Raw genomic sequence first — 19,911 nt, forward strand, 5'->3', positions numbered from 1 at the left:
TGACCACCTGGCTCCGCCTACACGCCTACGCCTACCTACACCTGTTCTGCGCCCGCACCCACCTGACCCACCACCGGCTGCCCTGGGAACCCGCCACCACCACCACCCCGACCCCCGGCCAGACCCGCCGACAGGTTTCGCCCGCTCTACGCAACGCCTGGCAACCACCAGGCCACCCGAAACCCGGCCACCCCGGCCCCGGACGCCCCGCAGGCAAACGCCGCAAACGCCGCACCCGATACCCGATCATCCGCAAAAACGCCATCCACAAGGGCAAGTAACAACCCTCACCACACCACCACCAACACACCCACACCACACCGCCAGACCACCCTGCCCACACAACGGTCAAAACACGAGCGTTGGCCGGCACCCGGTTCGGGTGCCGGCCAACGGCCGTCTGCACCCTCTACCAGGGCAGTCCGGCGATGAACTCGATCCCATCAGTGCGACCAGCAGCACTCAGAGGCTCAACAGAAGGCGGGAGCATCCGCCGCCAGCGGCAAGCAGGGACCCAGACCCCCGAACGCGCCGACAGGATCAACGAAGGCCGACCAGGTCAGGCTGGGGCGACCGTGCCCGGCGTAGGGATCAAGCCGGACCGCCCGAAGCCGGGCACGGTCGCCCCAGCCCAAACCGCAACCACCCAAGAACAAAGCCGCAGAGCCGAGCACAATTCACCCCAGGGACGATCAAAGGAGGGGAAGAACCCCGACCACATCCCCCACCACCACGACCGCCGGCGGCCGTACCCCCGCAGCCGCCACGTCCTCTGCCACCGAACCTAGCGTCGACCGCAGGGTTCGCTGCCCCCCGGTGGTGGCCTCCTGGACCACTGCCGCCGGGGTGTCCGCCGGTCGCCCGTGTTGAAGCAGGGTGGCCGTGATCGCCGATAGGTTCTTCAGCCCCATCAGGATCACCAGGGTGCCGCGCAGGGCGGCCAGCGCCTCCCAGCGCACCAGCGAGGCCGCCGAGTCGGGCGCTACGTGCCCGGAGACCACGGTGAACTCGTGCGCCACTCCCCGGTGGGTGACCGGGATCCCGGCCGCCGCCGGGGCGGCGACGGAACTGGTCACCCCCGGTACCAGGGTCACCGGTACGCCAGCTTCCGCGCAGGCCAGCAACTCCTCCCCGCCGCGTCCGAAGACGTACGGGTCACCGCCCTTGAGGCGGACCACGAAGGCACCGGCCAACGCCCGGTCCACCAGGATCCGGTTGATCTCCTCCTGGGCGCGGGCCGGGCCGTAGGGGATCTTCGAGGCGTCCACCAGTTCCACGCCGGTACGCAGTTCGTCGAGGAGCAGGCCGGGCACCAGCCGGTCGGCGACCACCACGTCGGCCTCGGTGAGCAACCGCCAACCCCGGAGGGTGATCAACTCCGGGTCCCCCGGCCCGGCCCCCACCAGAGCAACTCGCCCAGGTGACCCGGCCCCGGTGTTAACAGGGGACCCCTGCTCTACCGAATCCGTTAACAGGGGGCCCTTCCTTTCACTTTCGCGCAGGAGGGGGCGGATGGCGTCGCGGATGGTCATGGCGCGGCGGGGGTCGCCGCCACCGAGGACGGCCACGGTTACCGGGCCGTGTCGGGTCACCGCCGGGGTCCAGGCGGTGGCCGCCTCCCGGTCGTCGGCGCGTACGCAGAAGATGCGGCGCTGGGCTGCGGCGGCGCTGACGGCGGCGGCGGCCTGCGGGTCGTCGATGGCGACGTGGACCAGCCAGGCGCCTTCCAGGTCCTCGGGGTCGAACGGGCGGGGGATCCAGCGCAGTCGGCCGGCGTCGGCGTGGGCCCGCAGCGCCGGGGTGATCTCCGGTGCGACCAGCAGGAGTTCGGCGCCCGCGTCGAGCAGGGCCGGTACCCGCCGGGTGGCCACGGCTCCCCCGCCCACCATGACGACCCGCAGGCCGGCCAGTCGAAGCCCGAGGGGGTACGGATTGCTCACTTCTCGGTCACGCCGGCTGAGTCGAAGGTGGCGACCTCGTGCAGTACCCGCACGGCGCCGGTGACCATGGGCAGGGCCAGCAGGGCGCCGGTGCCCTCGCCGAGGCGCAGGCCTAGGTCGATCAGCGGGATGAGGCCGAGTCGCTGCAGGGCTACGGTGGCCCCGGGCTCGGCGGAGCGGTGCCCGGCGATCATCGCGCCGACCGCCTCCGGGGCGAAGGCCGCGGCGGCCAGCGCGGCGGAGACCGCGATGACCCCGTCCAACAGCACGGGTACGCGTCGCGCGGCGGCGCCGAGGAGCAGCCCGGTCAGCGCGGCGTGTTCCAGTCCACCCACGGCGGCCAGCACCCCGAGGGGGTCTGTCGGGTCGGGTGTGTGCCGGGCCAGTGCCGCCCGGACCACTTCGATCTTGTGCTGGTAGGTGGGGTCGTCGATGCCGGTGCCCCGACCGGTGGCCTCGGCGGCGTCGACTCCGGTGAAGGCGGCGATCAGCGCGGCGGCCGGGGTGGTGTTGGCGATCCCCATGTCCCCGGTGATCAACAGGGCCGCCCCGGAGTCGATCAGCTCCCCGGCGATCCGGATGCCGACCGCTACGGCGGACCGCGCCTCGTCCCGGGTGAGCGCGGCGGTGACGGTCATGTCCCGGGTACCCCGCCGGACATTGGCCTCGACCAGCCGCGGCACGTCGACCAGCCGCGGCATGTCGTCGGGGGTGGGCAGGGGGGTGGCCACCCCGACGTCGACCACGGTGACCGTGGCGTCGGCTTGGCGGGCGAAGGCGTTGACGACCGCACCTCCGGCCAGGAAGTTGCCGACCATCTGGACGGTGACCTCCTGCGGCCAGGGGGTCACCTGCTGGGCGTGCACCCCGTGGTCACCGGCGAAGATGGCCACGGCCGCCGGGCTGGGCAGCGGTGGCGGGCAGGTGCCGGCCAGACCGGCCAGGCGTACGGACAGCTCCTCCAGGAGGCCGAGCGAGCCGGCGGGTTTGGTCAGCCGGGCCTGCAACTGCCGTGCCGTGCTCATCGCCGCCTCGTCGAGCGGGCCGATCGCCGCGATCGTGGTCTCCAGCATCATGCCTCCAGAAATTTCGCCAGTACCTCGATGAACGCGTCCGTGCAGGCCCGGTCCCGCACCGCGATCCGCAGCCAGTCCGGGCCGAGCCCGGGAAAGGTGTCTCCTCGGCGTACCGCCCAGCCATGATCGCGTAGGACGGCGCGGAGCCGGTCCGCGCCCGGCCGATGGATCAGTACGAAGGCGCTGGTCGGTCGCCCGACCACGCGTACCCCGGGCAGGGCCGACAGGCGGGTCACCAGGTGGTCGCGGTCGGCGGCCAGTTGCGCGGCGATGGCGCGCTCGGCCCGGACCGCGGTGGGGCCGGCGCAGGCGGTCGCGGCGGCCAGGGCGGGGGTGGAGACCGCCCAGAGGGGTTGTACGGCGGCCAGTCGGCGCAACAGGTCCGCCGGGCCGAGCAGGTAGCCGATCCGCAGCCCGGCCAGCCCCCAGGTCTTGGTGAGGCTGCGCACGACCAGCAGCCCGGGAAGGTCGCGGCGGGCCGCCAGGGATTCGGGCTCGCCGTGGTGTCCGGGTGCGGCCGTGGTGTCGGCGAAGGCCTCGTCGACCACCAGCACCCGACCGGGCCGGGCCAGGGCGGCCAGGTCGGCGGCGGGATGCAGCACCGAGGTGGGGTTGGTGGGATTGCCGATCATGACCAGGTCGGCGTCGGCGGGGATCCGGTCGGGATCCAGCCGGAAGTCCTCCGCCGGGTCCAGCAGTACCCGCTGCACCTGGTGTCCGGCGGCCCGCAGGGCGGCCTCCGGCTCGGTGAACTGGGGGTGCACCACCACCGGTCGACGGATGCCGCGCAGTGCCTGGGCGATCAGCACGAACCCCTCGGCGGCACCGGCGGTCAGCAGTACCTCCTCCAGGGGCCTACCGTGCCGGGCGGCTACCGCGGCCCGGGCCGGGCCGGGATCCGGGTACGCGGCCAGGTCGGTCAGGGTCGCCGTGATCGGTTCGGCCAGCCAGCTCGGCATCGGCGCACGCCGTACGTTGACGGCCAGGTCGACCAGCCCGGCACCCACCTCCGCGTCACCGTGATGGGTGAGGTCCGGCTCGGTGGCCGGAATCAGGGGTGCGTGCATGTCCGCGATCCTGCCGGGAAGGCGGCACCGGGGACAGCAACCCGAGGGGTGGGCCGCATCACCACCGCATCACCACCGATCACTTCATGAGTATTTCTCATGGATGATTCGGAAATGTCATAACTTATCGGTGTGAGCAATCGACCCCTTGCTGCCGCTGGTCGTTTCGTTCCCCTGCTCCGTGCCGGGCTGATCGCCGGCCTCGTCGTCGCCGCCGTGGCGTACCCCGTGGTCGCCCTGACCGGTGTCGGGGCCAAGGCGACCGCGCACGCCGTGGAGAACAAGACCAGACTGCTGACCACCGCCCTGCCCGCCGAGACCTCCTACCTCTACGCGCCCGACGGCAAGACCGTGCTGACCATGTTCTTCGAGGAGTACCGGCAGTACACCAAGCTGTCGGACATCTCGCCGCACATGCAGCAGGCGATCGTGTCGGCCGAGGACAACCGCTTCTACCGGCACCACGGCGTCGACCCCAAGGGGGTGGCCCGCGCCTTCGTGGCGAACGCCCGCTCCAGCGGGGTGTCCCAGGGTGCCTCGACCCTGACCATGCAGTACGTCCGGATGGCGCTGCGGGACAGCGCGAGCACTCCCAAGGAGGTGCAGGAGGCCACCGCCCAGACCCCGGTCCGCAAGGTCAAGGAGATGCGGATGGCGGTCGACCTGGAGAAGGAGCTGAGCAAGGAGGACATCCTGGAGCGCTACCTCAACTCGGCGTACTTCGGGCACCGGGCGTACGGCATCTACGCCGCCAGCGAGATCTTCTTCTCCAAGACCCCTAAGGAACTCACCCCGGTCGAGGCGGCCACCCTGGCCGGCCTGGTGAAGTCCCCCTCCCAGTACGACCCGGCCAGCTCGGACCAGAAGGAGGCCACCGCCCGGCGCAACTACGTGCTGGACAACATGGCCCGGCTGGGCTACCTGTCCCCGGACTCGGTGCAGGCGGCGAAGAGCGAGCCGATCCGGCTGCGGCTGACCTACCCGCCGAACGACTGCGCCTCCGTGCCGGAGAAGTGGAACAGCTGGGGCTTCCTCTGCGACTACCTGAAGAACTGGTGGAGTGCCCAGCCGGCCTTCGGAGACAACCGGCTGGAACGCCTGGACAAGCTACGACGGGGCGGCTATCGGATCGTGCTCAGCATGGACCCGAAGATCCAGTCGGCGGCCGAGGACAACGTCGGCACCAAGGGCAACACCGGCAGCCCCTTCGCCAACGGCATCGTGCTGGCCGAACCGGGCACCGGGCGGATCAAGGCGATGGCGGTGAACCGCACATACTCGTTGCAGGTGGACGAGAACCCGCTGAGCTCCAACCCGGAGGCGGGCCCGAAGGTGCGGGCCAACTATCCGAACACGGTCGCACCCCTGATGGGCGGCGGCGACCTGCCCGGCTACCAGGCCGGATCGACCTTCAAGATGTTCCCCATGCTGGCCGCGCTGGACGCCGGCATGACCCTGAACACCGCCTTCAACGCACCGCACCGGTACCAGTCGGAGATCTACGACGGCTGGGCACCGACCAACGCCAGTGGCGCGATGAGCGGCATGCAGACCATGTGGTCCGGTTTCGGCAAGTCCGTCAACACCTACTTCGTCTGGCTGGAGGAACAGGTCGGCGCGGAGCGGGCCGTGCGGCTGGCCGAGCAGTTGGGGCTGCGCTGGCGTACCGACGTGGACCGCGACCACGCCTCCCCCTCGAAGGCCAACAAGTGGGGGGCCTTCACCCTGGGGGTCTCCGACGCCACCCCGCTGGAGATGGCCAACGCGTACGCCGCCGTAGCCGCCGACGGGCGGTACTGCGAGGCGATGCCGGTAACCGCGATCTACAACCGGGACGGCACCCCGGCCACCTACACGACTCCCGGTGGCATCGCCCGGGAGGTGGCCAAGCCCCGCTGCCGCCAGGTGGTCAGCGCGGACGCCGCCCGGGCCGCCACGGACGCCGCCCGCTGCCCGACCGGCGACACCCCGGCCAAGGGTGGCTGCGGTGGCTGGTCGACCGCGGACAGTGTGCGGGGCACGGTGGGTCGCCCGGTGGCCGGCAAGACCGGTACCACGGACAGCACCCGGTCGGCCTGGTTCGTCGGCTACACCCCGGAACTGGCCGCGGCCAGCTTCATCTCCGACCCGGACAACCCGTTCAACGCGGTGGGTGACGGCCAGTCACAGATCCCGATCGCCGCGGTCGCCAACACCCTCCGCGACGCCCTGAAGGGCCAACCCGTCCGGCAGTTCACCCCACCATCGGACCGGATAGTGGGCTGACCACCGGCCCGGCGTCCGACTCGGGCGCCGGGCCCTCCGCCCCCGCCACCGACCCTCCGGATACCAGGGCCGGTCCGCCGGCCACCGCAGGCGAGCCAGCAGGTACGGCAGGTGGGCCAGCAGGTACAGCGGGCGAGCCAGCGGGTACGGCGGGCTGGCCCACGGGCACGGCGGGTGGGCCGGCGGTCGCGGCGGTGACCAGGCGGGTCGCCAGGTGGGGGTACCCGGCCCAGTGCGGGACCAGTTGGGAGGCGTGCACGCCACGCCAGACGAACCCCTCCGGGGCGCCACCGGCCCAACTCCAGGCCGGGCGCGGGCCACCCCGGGGGGACAGCACCCCCCGGTGTTCCTTGTGCCCCACGACCACCTCACCCCGGGTGGTGATGATGCTGTCGCTCTGGGCGGTGGCCTCCCGGTAGCCGACGACCAGTCCGTCGCGGAGGCTGCCGACCGCGTCCAGCACCCCGCACATGGGCAGCCCGTCCACCTCCCGGGCCAGCCACAGCAGGCCGGCCCCTTCGGCGACCACCGGCCGCCCGGTGCGGGCCAGTTCCGCTACCGCGATGCAGAGCCGCCGGTTGGCGGACAACTGCTCGACGTACGACTCGGGCAGGGCGCCACCGACCACCAGGGCCCCGGTACCGGTCGGCAGCGCCTCGTCGGCGAAGGGGTCCACCGTCACCACCTGCGCCCCCGCCGCCCGCAGCAACTCGATCGTCTCGACCTGGCTGTAGGTGCCGCCCGGCCCGCCGACCACCCCGATGATCGGGCCGGGGGTACCCGAGGGCGGCGCCTCGGCGGGCTGGGGTGACCAGGGCGTCAGGCCCAGGGCCGGGGCGGACCGGGCCAACCCGAGCAGCCGTTCCAGGTCGACCGTGGCGGCGACCGCCTCGCCGAGTCGCCGGACCGCCCGGGTGGCCTCCCCGGAGCCGGTCACCACCGGCCCCACCTGGTGCCGCCGCGACGGCAACACCGCCGGCAGATCCTGCCGACGCAGGGCCCCGTAGACCGGCATGCCGATGTCGTCCAGCGCCTCGCGCAGCAACGCCTCGTGTCGGGAGGAGGCGACCCGGTTGAGGATCACCCCGCCGATCCACAACTGCTCGTCGTACGCCCGGAAGCCGTGCACCAGAGCCGCCACCGACTGACCCATCGCGGCGACATCGACCACCAGCACTACCGGGCTGCGCAGGGCGGTGGCGACCGCGGCGGTCGACTCGGTGTCGCCCCGGCCGCTGAGGCTGTCGTACAGGCCCATGCTGCCCTGCACCAGCGCCAGGCCGGTGCCGGCGGCACCGTGCAGCAGCAGCGGGGCGATCCGCTCCAGGCCGACCAGTCGCGCGTCCAGGTTGCGCCCGGGTCGGCCGGAGGCCAACCCCAGGTAGGCCGCGTCGACCTGATCCGGGCCGATCTTGAAGCCTGCCACCTCGGTCCCCCGGTCGGCCAGCGCGGCGAGCAGGCCGATCGCCAACGCGTTCTTGCCGTGCCCGGACGAGGGGGCGCTGAGCACCAGACGCGGCACGACAGTCATCATCGACTCCTCGCGTACGGACGGGCGTGCCGACCGTCGGCGCGCTCCGCCCGCGTGACGATAGCCGAACCGGACGACTGGCACGCACCGGCCGGTACCCCTCCCATTCCGACCTCCCACCCCTAGCGCCCATCGCAGCACCGGTACGGTGCGTCACCGCGCAGCATGGCGGCGATGGCCGACCGGGTAGCCTCTTGGCGTGTACCGGTTCCTGCTGACCCCACGCTGGCTGGGCATTCTCGCGCTGACTCTGGTCGCCGCCACGGTGATGGTGCTGCTGGGCAACTGGCAACTGGACCGTTACCGGGGTCGTACCGCGATCAACGAGCGGATCGACGCCGGCCTGCGGATGGCGGCGGTGCCGCTGCGGGACGCCCTGCCCGCCCCCACCGGGGGTCCGGGCACGGTAGGGCCCCCGCCGGCCGAGGAGCGGACCTTCACCCGGGTCACCCTGACCGGCCGGTACGACACCGACAACACCGTGTTCGTCCGAGGTCGTACGGTCGACAGCAAGGTCGGTTTCGAGGTGCTCACCCCCCTGGTGCTGACCGACGGCACCGCCGTGGTGGTGAACCGGGGTTGGATCCCGCCCGCCCCGGGTGGGGCGCTGGCCCAGCCGGTGCTGCCGACCACCCCGACGGGCGAGGTCACCGTCGAGGGTCGGGTACGCGCCAGCGAGAGCGGGGACGCCAAGGTGTCCCGCCGGGAGGGCCGGTTGGAGAGCCGCCGGGTTTCCCTGCCCCAGCTCGCTCCCCAACTGCCGTACCCGCTGCACGGGGGGTACGTGCTGCTCGACGAGCAGACCCCGGCCGCCGATCCGGTGTTCAAGGCGGTGCCGGTGGGGCACGCCAACAACTGGCAGAACCTGGGCTACGTGGTCCAGTGGTGGATCTTCGGGGGGATGACCGTCTTCGGTTTCGGGTGGATCGCCCGTCGGGAGGCCCGCCGCCTGGCCGGGGTGACCGACGACCGGCCCCGCGACCGCGCCGCCGACCCCTCCCCCGCCTGACCGCCCGCTACGGCTACCCCGCCGGCGGGCGGCCCGCCCGGATGGCGCGAACGGTGTCGATGGTGTCGGCCTCGGCGGCGGACTTGTCCTCGCGGTAGCGCACCACCCGGGCGAAGCGCAGCGCCACGCCGCCGGGATAGCGGGTGCTGGTCTGCACCCCGTCGAAGGCGATCTCCACCACCTGTTCGGGGCGGACCCGGACCACCCACTCCCCCCGCTGGACCGCCAGGGCCAGGAAGCGTTCGGTCTGCCAGCGCAGCATCTCGTCGGTAAGGCCCTTGAAGGTCTTGCCGAGCATCACGAAGTCGCCGGTACCCGGATCGCGTGCCCCCAGGTGCAGGTTGGACAGCCAGCCGGTGCGTCGGCCACTGCCCCACTCGACGGCCAGCACGACCAGGTCCAGGGTGTGCCGGGGCTTGACCTTGATCCAGGCCGCGCCTCGCCTACCGGCCTCGTACGGCGCCTCGGGTGCCTTGACCACGACACCCTCCTGACCGGCGGCCAGGGCGGCGGCCATCGCCTGGCCGGCCTGCTGCGGCCCGGTAACCGCCATCCGTCCCACCAGCAGGGCGGGGTCGACCGTGTCACCCAGCGCCGCCCACCGCTCCCGTCCGGGCAGGTCGATCAGATCCGTCCCGTCCAGATGCAGCAGATCGAAGAAGTACGGGGTGAGCACGGCCGCGCCGGTGCGGGCGGCGACAGCGCGCACCGCCGGGGCGACTTCGGCTGATCCGGTGGTGCGCCGTGCGGCCGCGCTGGAGGTCTGCTGGAAGGGCAGCGGCCGGCCGGTCTCGTCCAGCCCGATGGCCTCCCCGTCGAGGACCAGTTCCCGGGCCGGCAGGGCCCGCACCGCCTCGACCACCGCGGGCAGCCGGGTGGTGATCTCGTCCAGGCTGCGGGTGTAGACCGCGATGTCCGACCCGCTGCGGTGCACCTGGATGCGGATGCCGTCGAGCTTGACATCGACCACGGCGGGCAGGCCGGTGGCGGTCAAGGCCTCGTCGACCGTCGCGGCACTCTGCGCCAGCATGGGGGCCAGGGGCCGCCCGACCCGCAGCCCGAATCCGGCCAGGGCGGCGGACCCACCGGCCAGGGCGGCCACCGCCACCTCCCGCAGGTCACCGGCGAGCAGCAGGGCCCGGCGTACGGCCGTCACCGGCACCTCGGCGGCCCGGGCGATCGCGTCGGCGAGCAGCCCCGCCTGGGCGCCGTGGCGCAGCTCGCCGAGGAACAGGCCGGTCAGCAGCCGTTGCTCGTCGGCGGTCGCCGCCGCGTAGAGGCGGTGCACCAGGGCACGCCGACGGGCCTGCGATCCGCTGCCGTGCACCGCGGCGATCTCGTCGATCGCCGCGTCGACCGCACCGACCGTCAGGGTGGGCTCCGCCGCCGGCGGGGGCAGGTCACGCAGACCGGCCCAGCCGACTCCGGTCTGCCGTTGGCGCAGCTCACCGGCGAGCCAGCCGGCCCCGGCCGGAACCTCGACCGGGTCCAGCCGGCGCAACGCCTCGGCCAGCAGCTCGACCTTGGCCAGTCGGCCGGTGGTGGCGGCGACGGCTGCGGAGGTGGCGGCCAGGTCGAGGAATCGCACGACCCCGATCCTGCCAGCCACCTCCGACAACAGCCGCCGATCGCCGCGCCGTCGATCCCCCAGGGGGCGACGAATCCGCTCACCACCGGCCCGCCAGCCGGAAGCCGGTGCCGCAGACCCGCCGGTCAGCCGAGCCGCCGCTCAGCCGGTGCGGCCGACCCGCCGGTCAGGCCGCCACCGGTTCCTCGACGCGCAGGCCCCGGGCACGGACCCCCTCAGCGATGCGGGACAGCGAGGCGTCCAGGGCTACCAGGGCGGCGGACAGCTCCGCGAGCTGTTCCTTGAGCGTGTCCTCGGACCACGCGGAGACGTCGATGTCTCCCAGAGCGCTGACGGCGGCCCCCAGGCGGGCCATCTCCTCGTTCGTACGCATGTTCGAGAGGCTACAACAGCCCCGCGTCCGACACACCGGAAACGGCCACCAATCGTCGGAAGTTACGGGTCGCGTCGTGAACCGACCTCGGCCACCTTGGCCAGCAACAACGCCTCGGCCAGGCAGACCCGGGCGAACTCCCCCAGGTGCAGGCTCTCGTTCGGCCCGTGCGCCCGGGCGTGCGGATCCTCCACACCGGTCACCAGGATCGCCGCCTCGGGGAACATCTCCTGGAAGGTGGCGATGAAGGGGATCGAGCCGCCGACGCCGATGTCCACCGGATCGGTGCCCTCCCAGGCCGTCCGGAAGGCCGACCGCGCCGCGTCGAACATCGGGCCGCTGGCCTCGATGACGCAGGGCGCTCCGTCGTGTTCGAGGGTGACCTGGACCTGGGCGCCCCAGGGGGCGTACCGGTGCAGGTGGTCGCGCAGCGCCGCGTACGCCTTCTTGGGGTCGTCACCCGGGGCCAGCCGTACGCTCACCTTCGCCTTGGCCGCCGGGACCAGGGCGTTGGGCGCCTCGGCGGTGGCCGGGGCGTCGATGCCGAGCACGGCGAGGGCCGGCTTGGTCCAGAGCCGGTCGGTGATCTTGCCGGTACCCAGCAGGCCCACCCCCTCGACCAGGCTGGCCTCGGCGCGGAACCGGTCCTCGGGATAGTCGACCGTGGCGCCCTCCCGGCCGGTCAGGCCCTGCACCGCCACATTGCCGGCGTCGTCGTGCAGGGTGGCCAGCAGCCGCACGAGGGTGGTCAGGGCGTCCGGCACCGGCCCGCCGAACATGCCGCTGTGCACGGCGTGCTCCAGGGTGCGCACCTCGACGAAGCAGTTGACGATGCCCCGCAGCGAGGTGGTCAGCGCCGGTACGCCGACATCCCAGTTGGTCGAGTCGGCGATCACGATCACGTCGGACTCGAGGGTGTCGCGGTGCTCGGCCAGCAGCCGTTCGAGGGAGTCGGAGCCGTACTCCTCCTCGCCCTCGATGAACAGCACCACCCCTACCGGCAGCCGGTCGCCGAAGGCCCGCAGCGCGGCGATGTGGGCCATGATGCCGGCCTTGTCGTCGGCGGCACCCCGGCCGTACAGCCGTCCCTCGCGCTCCACCGGCTCGAAGGGGTCGGATTCCCACAGGGTCCGATCACCGACCGGCTGCACGTCGTGGTGGGCGTAGAGCATGACCGTCGGCGCACCGGCCGGGGCCGCCTTGCGGCCGATCACCGCCGGCTGCCCACCGGCCCGCACGATGTCCACCTCCAGGCCACAGTCGCGCAGCAGCTGCGCCACCGCCTCGGCGGAGCGTTCCACCTGGGTGTGGTCGAACCCTTCGAAGGCGATGCCGGGGATACGCACCAGGCGTTCCAGGTCGGCCCGTACCCCGGGCAGTTCCCGCTGCACGGCGGCGTGCAGCTCGGCCTCGGTCATGATCGGTGTGGTCATGACCGGCATCGTATTCCGGCCTTACCGCACCCCGACGCCCACATCGCCGACTCCGGTCCCGCCGCCCGCAGTCGACCCCGCCGCCAGGTAGTAGCGGTCCGGATCGTGCGGCAGGCTCGGTGCGCCGTCGACCACCAGGTCGGCGCGGGAGACGGTGCGATCGGCCTCGAAGTGCTCCTGCTCGCCGAGGTGCCACCGCCGCAGCTCAGTCAGGATGGCCGGGCCGTCCCGGGCCACCGCCCGGGTCAGCCGCAGGGGCTGCGGGGCGGTGACGAAGACCGCCAGGCTCAGGTCGGGCTGTGCCTCGGCCCGGGCCGCGCTGACCCCCTCCACGATCAGCACCGGCCCCACCGGCACCGGCACCGGGTGAGGCAGAAACCCCTGCCGGACCCAGCTGTACCGCTGGTAGGCGCCGGCCTGACCGGCCCGGACCGGGGCCAGCACGCCGGACTCCAGGCGGGGCCAGAAGGTGAGTTGGTCGTCCCACCCGTCGAGCAGATCGTCGGTGTGCACCACCGGTGGGCGGCCCGCGTCGGTGGCGGCCAGGGCGTCGGCAAGCCGCGCCGCGAAGGCGGTCTTGCCCGCACCGCTGGGACCGTCGATCGCCACCAACCGGGTACCCCCCAACCGGGCCGGCCGGGCCAGCACCCGTCGGGCCAGATCGGCGTACGCCGCGAAGATCACCACCACGGGCAGGAACGTTACCGTTCGTGTTGTCCCACACCGCTTCCGGCCGCTAATCGCCTACCCAGACGGCACGATCGGATCGTGTCCCATTCCGTGATGAGTCCCGGCGTCGAGGCGTTGCTGGAGCAGGCCCGCGCGGGCATGACCCGGTTGACCCCGCAGGAGACGGTGCAGGCCGCGGCCCGCGGCGCACTCGTGATCGACACCCGTACCGACGCCCAACGTCGGGAACAGGGCGAACTACCCGGCGTTCTCGTGATCGACCGGACGGTGCTGGAGTGGCGGCTCGACCCGGCCAGCGACTGGCGCATCCCCGAGGCCACCGGGTACGACATCGAGGTCGTCGTGGTGTGCCGCCAGGGATACAGCTCCAGCCTCGCCGCCGCCAGCCTGCGCGCCCTCGGCCTGCACCGGGCCACCGACATGATCGGCGGAGTCGACGCCTGGCGCGCGGCGGGCCTCCCCTTCTCCGATCAGCCGGCCGACGTACGTCTCTGAGCCGTCCGGCGCGCGGGCGTCGACGCGGCGGCTGCTCAGGCCGTCATCAGCGTCAACGTCTCCTCCACGTACGCGACCATCAGCGCCTCCATCTCGGCATCTCCGAGCGCCTCAGGTCCGGCCGTGAAGAGTTCGACCATGACGTACGCGTCACCGCGCGCCACGTGCACCTTCGCCCTCCGGCCCGCCATCGGTCCGTACTCGGGGATCTCCTCCTTCTCGACCGGCATGAGCCATATCCAGGCGCCGTCACCGAGTTGCGGCAGTTCATGCCAGGTGCCGAGGATGTCCCGTACCGGTTGCTCCGGCACGGCTTCCCGGGCGTCCTGCGGGGAATCGGCGAGCACCATGAAGACGGTGAGGTCGTGCAGTGCGGTCGGATCCCGCTGCATGACCCCGAGCGCGCATTTACGCGCCGGATCATCCGCCCGCGACGGCCAGTCCCGGGTCGCCGTGGTGCCGCCATACAGATCGAGCAACGGCTGCGGGTCGAGCTTCGCGCACAGCTCGTCCACCAGTTGATAGGTCGGCGGAGACGGCTGCGGGGTGGCCAGCTCCGACGGGGGGCCGGCGCAACCGGCCAGCAGGGTGCCGAACAGCGCGGGCAGCAGCACGACGGCACGCCGTGGCAGACGGCTGGGAAACGTCACGGCAAGATCATGTCACGGCTTTCCGGTACGAGGTCAGCCCAGCGTTCCTGCGAGCGGTGCTCCTGGCGGGACGACGAGGGGTGCTCCTGGCGGGACGAACGGGAGGCCGGTCGGCGGGCCGGACTCGATCAGCCGCCACAGGGCGGTCGTGTCCAGGTGTTCCTCGACCAGGTCACCCAGCAGGTCGAGGGTGCGTTCCCGGGCGGTGGCGAAGGAGGTGTCCGGGGCGACCCGGAAGCCGGTACGCCCGGCGAGGCGGGCCACCCGGGTGAGGAACCAGCGGCGGAACTCGTCGGACTCGAAGGCGCCGTGCCAGTGGGTGCCGTGCACGACCCCGTGGGCCGCACCCTCCCCTACGCCGTCCAGGCCCCGTAGCAGCGGAGTCAGCTGCGCATCGGCGGCCGAGACGTACCCGTGGTGGATCTCGTACCCGCGTACCGGCCGGTCATCGGAGAAGGTGCCGGCCGCCGGGCGGACCGTCTTGCGGGGAGCGAAGGTGATCTCGATGGGGAGCAGACCCAGGCCGGGTACGGTGCCGTGTCGACTCTCCACCGGGTCGTGGATGGCGCGGGCGAGCATCTGGAAGCCGCCGCAGATGCCCAGCAGTGGCCGACCCGCCACCACATGAGCGGTGACCACCTCGGCCAGGCCGGTCTGCCGCAGCCAGGCCAGATCCGCCACGGTCGACTTGGATCCGGGCAGCACGATCAGATCGGCGGCGGCCAACTCGGCCGGCTCGACGGTCAGCCGCACCCGTACCCCGGGCTCGGTCGCCAGGGCCTCGACGTCGGTGGCGTTGCTGATTCGGGGCAACCGCACCACGGCCACGTCGAGCCACTCGGTGCCGTGCGGGGCGGCGGGTCGACCGAGTGCCCGGCCGTAGGCGAGGGAGTCCTCCGCGTCCAACCACAGGTCCACCGACCAGGGCAGCACGCCGTAGGTCGGGCGTCCGGTGAGCTGTCCCAGCATCGCCAGCCCCGGTTCCAGCAGGCCCCGGTCGCCACGGAACTTGTTGACCACGAAACCGGCGATCAGTGCCTGGTCGGCGGGATCGAGCAGGGCCAGGGTGCCGAACATGGCGGCGAACACCCCACCCCGGTCGATGTCACCGACCACGATCGTCGGCAGCCCGGCCTGCCGGGCCAGGCCCATGTTGACGTAGTCACCCTCCCGCAGGTTGATCTCCGCCGGGCTGCCGGCCCCTTCACAGACCACCACCTCGTACGCCGACCGCAGCTCGGCCAGCGCGGCGTAGGCGGTCTCGGCAAGGCGCGGACGCAGCGCCGGGAAGGTGTCCGCGGTCATCGTGTCGACCGCCTCGCCGAGCAGCACCACCTGGCTGGACAGGTCACTGCCCGGCTTGAGCAGCACCGGGTTGAACCGCAGATCCGGGGCCAGTCCGCAGGCCGCCGCCTGCATCGCCTGGGCCCGCCCGATCTCGCCGCCCCGCCCGTCCGGACCGACGACCACGGCCGAGTTGTTGGACATGTTCTGCGCCTTGAACGGCGCTACCCGCACACCCTGGCGGTGCAGCCAGCGACAGATGCCGGCGGTCACCACGCTCTTGCCCGCGTCCGAGGTCGTACCGGCGACCAGCAGACCCCCGGTCATCCCCGATGCCCTGCCCGGCCGGCCCTAGCCCCGACAGCCCGGCGGGCTACGGCGGCGGTCAGCCGGCCGACCGTCAGCGGGTAGGCCGCCGCCAGCCCGAGCGCCGCCAGCCCTACCGCACCGGAGATCCGGGCGGCCCGGGGCAGGTGACGGGCCTCCGGACGTGGCCCGTCACCGAGGAACGGACGCGCCTCCGAGCGACCGAAGTAGACGTTGCGCCCACCCAGCCGTACGCCCAGGGCCCCGGCCATCGCCGCCTCACACTGCCCGGCGTTGGGGCTCGGGTGGTCGGCGCGGTCCCGCTGCCACACCCGCCAGGCCTGCTGCCGGTCGCCGTGCCCGACCGGGGCCAGGGCGACCGTCAGCAGACCGGTCAGTCGCGCCGGCACCAGGTTGAGCAGGTCGTCCAGGCGGGCGGCCGGGGTGCCGAAGCGGGCGTACCGGGCTGAGCGGTGACCGACCATCGCGTCCAGGGTGTTCGCCGCCCGGTAGCCGAGCAGCCCCGGCAGCCCGGCCACCGCACCCCAGACCAGGGGGGCCACCACGGCATCGGAGGTGTTCTCCGCCACCGACTCGACCGTGGCCCGGGCCAACTCGGGCTCGTCCAGGGTCGAGGGGTCCCGCCCACAGAGGTTGCCGAGCCGTTGCCGGGCGGCCGGCACGTCACCGGCGCGCAGTTCGCTGCCCATCGCCCTGGCCTCATGCCGCAGACTGCGCCCACCCAGCACCGCCCAGGTCCCGGCGGCGACCAGGGCCGCGCGGGCGATCGGCCGGTGTCGGGTGGCGTAGGCAGCGGCGGCACCCACCAGCACCGGCGCGCCGACGGAGAGCGCGGTGAAGGCGGCACCGGACAGCCGGTCGGGCCGGTAGAGACGGCGCTCCAGGGTGGCGGCGGCCCGGCCGAACCCGGCGACCGGATGCCCGCGTCGAGGGTCACCGAGCAACGCGTCCAGCGCGTACCCGGCGACGAGCCCTCCCGCATTCGCCACCGCACCCGCGAGCCGCACCACACCACCTCCGGCCGGCAGCCTAACCGAGCCCGGCACGTCGATTAGCCCGATGCCAGGTCACGACAGCCCGACCGGCAGTCGACAAGAGGCGATCAGCCCGATGCAGTTACTGCGTCTCTTCGTCGGCCAGCCGCCGGCCACGCCGTTCGGCGTAGGCGCGCACGTCGGCAGCATCCCAGATCCGGCCAACGGTCAGGGTGTCGATAGGCGCGGGGAAGTCCGGTCGGTCGACCAGGATTGCGGCACGCTGGCGCGATACGCCGAGGTGGTCGGCGACCTCTGCTAGCGCCATGACTCGCACGGGCGGACCTTCCGGCGACACGGATAGGCAGGTTGCCACCGGGGACGTTTGACTACCCACCCGCCCCGGGCCCGTGGCTTCCCCCGTTCACGGGTCCGGGGCGGGGCCCGCGCGCCGAGATGCCCCGGCGCGCAGGTCGCTGGCCGCGCGGGTCGCCGGGCCGTGCACCACCCGGACCAGCGCGGTCAGGCTGGCTGCGGCAACCGTCCGCGACCCCGCCGGCTTCGCCCGGCCATCGCGACGTCCGCCTCCGCCGAATCCGCCTCGGGTTCCGCGCCCTCGGGGGGCGACGGCGCCAACTCGTCGGTGGACGCCTGCTCGCTGTCGGCAAGCTCGTCGAACGGATCGGACGGAAGCAGGTCGCCCTCGTCGGGGCCGACGCCCTCGCCGTAGCTGCCGGTTCCCGACAGTCCGGTACGCGGCGAATCGAAGCCGGGCACCTCGAAGTCCTCGTCGACCGGGCCCTGGTCGAAGCGGGCGGGGGCCTCCTCGTCCGGTACCGACTCGGTCGGCTCGCCGTGCACCCGCTGCTCGGCCTCGGCGTCGGAGACCGCACTGGTGCTCAGGCTGGGCCGGTTACGCAGGAAGCGACCCCGCCCCCGGGACAGGTCGTGCCCGACGGCGACGGCCTCCAACTCGTAGAGGGTGCGGTGGTTGCCGGCCTCGTCGGTCCAGTCCCGGGTGTAGAGGCGCCCGCAGACGACCACCGGATCGCCGACCATCACCGAGGAGGCCACCCCCTCGGCGAGCTTGCGCCAGCAGTTCACGCGTACCCGCAGACTGTTGCCGTCTACCCACCGGCCGCTGTCCCGGTCCAGGCGCCGGGCGGTCGAGGCGACCTTGAAGTTGGCCACCAGGGTGTTGCTCTGGGTCGTACGACGCCACTGCGGCGCGGTCAGCACGTTGCCGACGATGGTGACATAGGTATCGAACATCGCCCCTCCACCGGGGTCCGGGGCTCACCTGCGTGAGCCGACTCGCCACCGAGCCTGCGCCGCCGTCCGCCGTCGGTCAGCCCCGTACGGAGGATCTGTGGACAGCCACGACCCCTGTGGACAAACGCCTGATCAAGGTCCCGGTGTGGTAGGCCACCCGGCCCTGTCACCCGCCCGCCCGACCGGGCAATGATCGAGACGCACCAACGTTCCGGATGACTCTCGACGGGGTAGGGATCTCCCCGACCGCGACGTCGAACGAAAGGTCAGCGATCATGAGGATGACCATCAGCCGTTGCACCCGCGTCCCCGGTGAGGTGCGGCGATGACCGCCAACCCGGCCACCGTGGCGCAGTGCCTGCGGCTCAACGCCGGCTTCTCGCAGGCCGACCGGGACTGGATCGCCGAAGAGTTCGCCACCCTCGACGCCCGGCTGGCCGGCTTCCACGCCGACGCCACCGACCTGGAGTTGTCGATCAAGAACCGGGAGGCGCGGGGCCAGCGGGTCACCCTGGAGTGCCGGATCGCGGGCCGCGAGAAGATCGTCACCACCTCCTCGGAGGAGGACCTGCGCGCCGCGCTCCACGACGTCCGCGACGACCTGCGCCGCAAGCTCAACGACGCCAAGACCCGGCAGGAGCCGCGCAACAACAAGCACCTGCGGGTCACCACCCCGCCCGGCCCGGACACCCCGGTCGAGGGCGAGGAGTTGATCGAGGCGGGGACGACGACCGACGAGAGGTGAGGCGGTCGCCCCGGCGCCTTTCGGGAAAGCCCGAGGTGAGCCCCGTCCGTCAGCCGTGGGCGGACGGGGCTACCACTCGGTAGGTGGGGCGGCGTACCGTCGGCGATGTGGAACCGGATCTGCTGGGACCGCCGTACGAGCGGCACGTCATCGACCTGGGCAACGACGACGAGGGCCGGGTGGTCGCCACCCTGGTCCGCCGCCGGGCCGAGAGCCCGAGCCGGCGGGCCGTGCTGTACGTGCACGGCTTCGTCGACTACTTCTTCCAGACCCATGTGGCGGACTTCTTCGCCGCCCGAGGCTGGGACTTCTACGCCCTCGACCTGCGCAAGTACGGTCGCAGTCTGCTGCCGCACCAGACCCCCAACTTCTGCCGCGACCTCGGCGACTACTTCCCCGAACTGGACGCCGCCGCCGAGATCATCCGCAATGAGGACGGGCACGACACCCTGCTGGCCATGGGCCACTCCACCGGCGGCCTGATCGTCTCGCTCTGGGCGCACGACCGCCGTGACGCCGGCCTGGTCGACGGCATCGTCCTCAACAGCCCCTTCTTCGACCTCAACGCCCCCTGGCTGGTGCGTCGGCCCCTCGTGGCCGCCGTCGCGCGCCTGGGCCGCCGGTCGCCGCAGCGCGTCCTTCCGTTCAGCCTGGGCACGGTGTACGGCGAGAGCCTGCACGCCGACCATCGCGGCGAATGGCGGTACGACCTGGCCTGGAAGCCGCTGGCCGGGTTCCCCGTGCGGGCCGGCTGGATCAACGCCGTCCGCACCGGCCAACGCCGCCTGCGGGCCGGACTCGACATCCAGGTGCCGGTGCTGCTCGCCTGCTCCACCCGGTCCTTCCGCGGCACCAAGTGGCACGAGTCGGCCACCCTGGCCGACGCCGTACTCGACGTGGAACACATGGTCCGCTGGGCCCCCCGCCTCGGCCCGCACGTCACCCTGGCCCGCTTCGACGGCGGCCTGCACGACCTGACCCTCTCCGGCCCCGCCGTACGCGAGAAGGTCTTCGCCGAGGTCGGACGCTGGGCCGACGCCTTCCTCGGCGCCGGACCGACGCCGACCGACCCGCCCGTGCCCGACCCCCGCCGCGCCACCTCCGGCGACGACGCCGCGGCCGAGCCCGCGCAGGCCGATGCGACGCCCTGAACACGGCCGACAGCCCCGAGTAACCGAGTGCGCGACACCCC

General features: G+C 72.7%; 17 protein-coding genes and 2 pseudogenes. 6 read left to right on the forward strand and 13 right to left on the reverse strand.

Going from position 1 to position 19,911, the window contains the following annotated elements:
• A pseudogene (locus ABZ795_RS08850) lies at window positions 1–281 on the forward strand (hypothetical protein); the annotation flags it as partial.
• 411 nt (window positions 282–692) lie between these two features.
• Here ABZ795_RS08850 and cobA read toward each other — a convergent pair.
• From cobA to cobC, 3 genes are read right to left on the reverse strand one after another with little or no spacing between them, the layout of a single operon-like run.
• The gene (gene cobA / locus ABZ795_RS08855; RefSeq protein WP_357530012.1) at window positions 693–1,889 is read right to left on the reverse strand and encodes a uroporphyrinogen-III C-methyltransferase; all 1,197 of its coding nucleotides are present in this window, start codon (window positions 1,887–1,889) and stop codon (window positions 693–695) included.
• 47 nt (window positions 1,890–1,936) lie between these two features.
• Window positions 1,937–3,013: a nicotinate-nucleotide--dimethylbenzimidazole phosphoribosyltransferase gene (cobT, locus tag ABZ795_RS08860; protein ID WP_357529875.1), complete on the reverse strand. Its 1,077-nt coding sequence runs from the start codon at window positions 3,011–3,013 to the stop codon at window positions 1,937–1,939.
• On the reverse strand, window positions 3,013–4,083 hold the full coding sequence (gene cobC, locus ABZ795_RS08865; protein ID WP_357529876.1) for an Rv2231c family pyridoxal phosphate-dependent protein CobC: 1,071 nt from the start codon (window positions 4,081–4,083) through the stop codon (window positions 3,013–3,015). The genes cobT and cobC overlap by 1 nt, the downstream gene beginning before the upstream one ends.
• A gap of 132 nt (window positions 4,084–4,215) precedes the next feature.
• Here cobC and ABZ795_RS08870 point away from each other — a divergent pair, with 132 nt between their 5' ends.
• Window positions 4,216–6,348, forward strand: coding sequence for a transglycosylase domain-containing protein (locus ABZ795_RS08870; RefSeq protein ID WP_357529877.1), 2,133 nt, complete (start codon window positions 4,216–4,218; stop codon window positions 6,346–6,348).
• On the opposite strand, the gene ABZ795_RS08875 is transcribed toward ABZ795_RS08870, so the two are convergent.
• Complete coding sequence (locus ABZ795_RS08875) at window positions 6,317–7,879, reverse strand: cobyrinate a,c-diamide synthase (protein ID WP_357529878.1); 1,563 nt, start codon at window positions 7,877–7,879, stop codon at window positions 6,317–6,319. The genes ABZ795_RS08870 and ABZ795_RS08875 overlap by 32 nt on opposite strands.
• A 199-nt stretch (window positions 7,880–8,078) precedes the next feature.
• Here ABZ795_RS08875 and ABZ795_RS08880 point away from each other — a divergent pair, with 199 nt between their 5' ends.
• Complete coding sequence (locus ABZ795_RS08880) at window positions 8,079–8,888, forward strand: SURF1 family protein (protein ID WP_327024438.1); 810 nt, start codon at window positions 8,079–8,081, stop codon at window positions 8,886–8,888.
• A gap of 13 nt (window positions 8,889–8,901) precedes the next feature.
• Here ABZ795_RS08880 and ABZ795_RS08885 read toward each other — a convergent pair whose 3' ends face one another.
• The 4 genes and pseudogenes from ABZ795_RS08885 to ABZ795_RS08900 all read right to left on the reverse strand — a co-directional run.
• Entirely contained in the window at window positions 8,902–10,476 is a 1,575-nt protein-coding gene (locus ABZ795_RS08885; protein WP_357529879.1) for an ATP-dependent DNA ligase, read from the reverse strand.
• A 166-nt stretch (window positions 10,477–10,642) separates the two neighbouring features.
• A complete protein-coding gene (locus ABZ795_RS08890; RefSeq protein ID WP_327024436.1) occupies window positions 10,643–10,849 on the reverse strand; it encodes a hypothetical protein in 207 nt (68 codons plus the stop codon).
• 62 nt (window positions 10,850–10,911) lie between these two features.
• A complete protein-coding gene (locus tag ABZ795_RS08895) occupies window positions 10,912–12,282 on the reverse strand; it encodes a dipeptidase (protein ID WP_357529880.1) in 1,371 nt (456 codons plus the stop codon).
• Window positions 12,260–13,023: pseudogene (locus ABZ795_RS08900) on the reverse strand (hypothetical protein); the annotation flags it as partial. The pseudogene ABZ795_RS08900 and the gene ABZ795_RS08895, both read right to left, overlap by 23 nt.
• A 42-nt stretch (window positions 13,024–13,065) precedes the next feature.
• On the opposite strand from ABZ795_RS08900, the gene ABZ795_RS08905 reads away from it, so the two are divergent.
• On the forward strand, window positions 13,066–13,467 hold the full coding sequence (locus ABZ795_RS08905) for a rhodanese-like domain-containing protein (protein ID WP_327027462.1): 402 nt from the start codon (window positions 13,066–13,068) through the stop codon (window positions 13,465–13,467).
• Between the two features lie 35 nt (window positions 13,468–13,502).
• Here the strand turns inward: ABZ795_RS08905 and ABZ795_RS08910 are convergent, their stop codons facing one another.
• The 5 genes from ABZ795_RS08910 to ABZ795_RS08930 all read right to left on the reverse strand — a co-directional run bounded on the left by ABZ795_RS08910 (window position 13,503) and on the right by ABZ795_RS08930 (window position 17,974).
• Complete coding sequence (locus tag ABZ795_RS08910; RefSeq protein WP_357529881.1) at window positions 13,503–14,117, reverse strand: hypothetical protein; 615 nt, start codon at window positions 14,115–14,117, stop codon at window positions 13,503–13,505.
• A 33-nt stretch (window positions 14,118–14,150) separates the two neighbouring features.
• On the reverse strand, window positions 14,151–15,728 hold the full coding sequence (locus ABZ795_RS08915; RefSeq protein WP_357529882.1) for a cobyric acid synthase: 1,578 nt from the start codon (window positions 15,726–15,728) through the stop codon (window positions 14,151–14,153).
• Entirely contained in the window at window positions 15,725–16,735 is a 1,011-nt protein-coding gene (locus ABZ795_RS08920) for a cobalamin biosynthesis protein (RefSeq protein ID WP_357529883.1), read from the reverse strand. The genes ABZ795_RS08915 and ABZ795_RS08920 overlap by 4 nt, the downstream gene beginning before the upstream one ends.
• Before the next feature lie 109 nt (window positions 16,736–16,844).
• Complete coding sequence (locus ABZ795_RS08925) at window positions 16,845–17,030, reverse strand: hypothetical protein (RefSeq protein WP_327024431.1); 186 nt, start codon at window positions 17,028–17,030, stop codon at window positions 16,845–16,847.
• Window positions 17,031–17,224: 194 nt separating this feature from the next.
• Complete coding sequence (locus ABZ795_RS08930; RefSeq protein ID WP_327024430.1) at window positions 17,225–17,974, reverse strand: single-stranded DNA-binding protein; 750 nt, start codon at window positions 17,972–17,974, stop codon at window positions 17,225–17,227.
• Between the two features lie 325 nt (window positions 17,975–18,299).
• Here ABZ795_RS08930 and ABZ795_RS08935 point away from each other — a divergent pair, with 325 nt between their 5' ends.
• Together ABZ795_RS08935 and ABZ795_RS08940 are read left to right on the forward strand one after the other, a co-directional pair.
• Window positions 18,300–18,719 (forward strand): HPF/RaiA family ribosome-associated protein, encoded by a 420-nt coding sequence (locus tag ABZ795_RS08935; protein ID WP_327024429.1) that lies wholly within the window; start codon window positions 18,300–18,302, stop codon window positions 18,717–18,719.
• Window positions 18,720–18,826: 107 nt separating this feature from the next.
• Window positions 18,827–19,870 (forward strand): alpha/beta hydrolase, encoded by a 1,044-nt coding sequence (locus ABZ795_RS08940; RefSeq protein ID WP_357530013.1) that lies wholly within the window; start codon window positions 18,827–18,829, stop codon window positions 19,868–19,870.
• Window positions 19,871–19,911: the final 41 nt, after the last annotated feature.

Origin of the sequence: Micromonospora sp. NPDC047134, assembly GCF_040643455.1 — a bacterium.
GTDB lineage: Bacteria > Actinomycetota > Actinomycetes > Mycobacteriales > Micromonosporaceae > Micromonospora.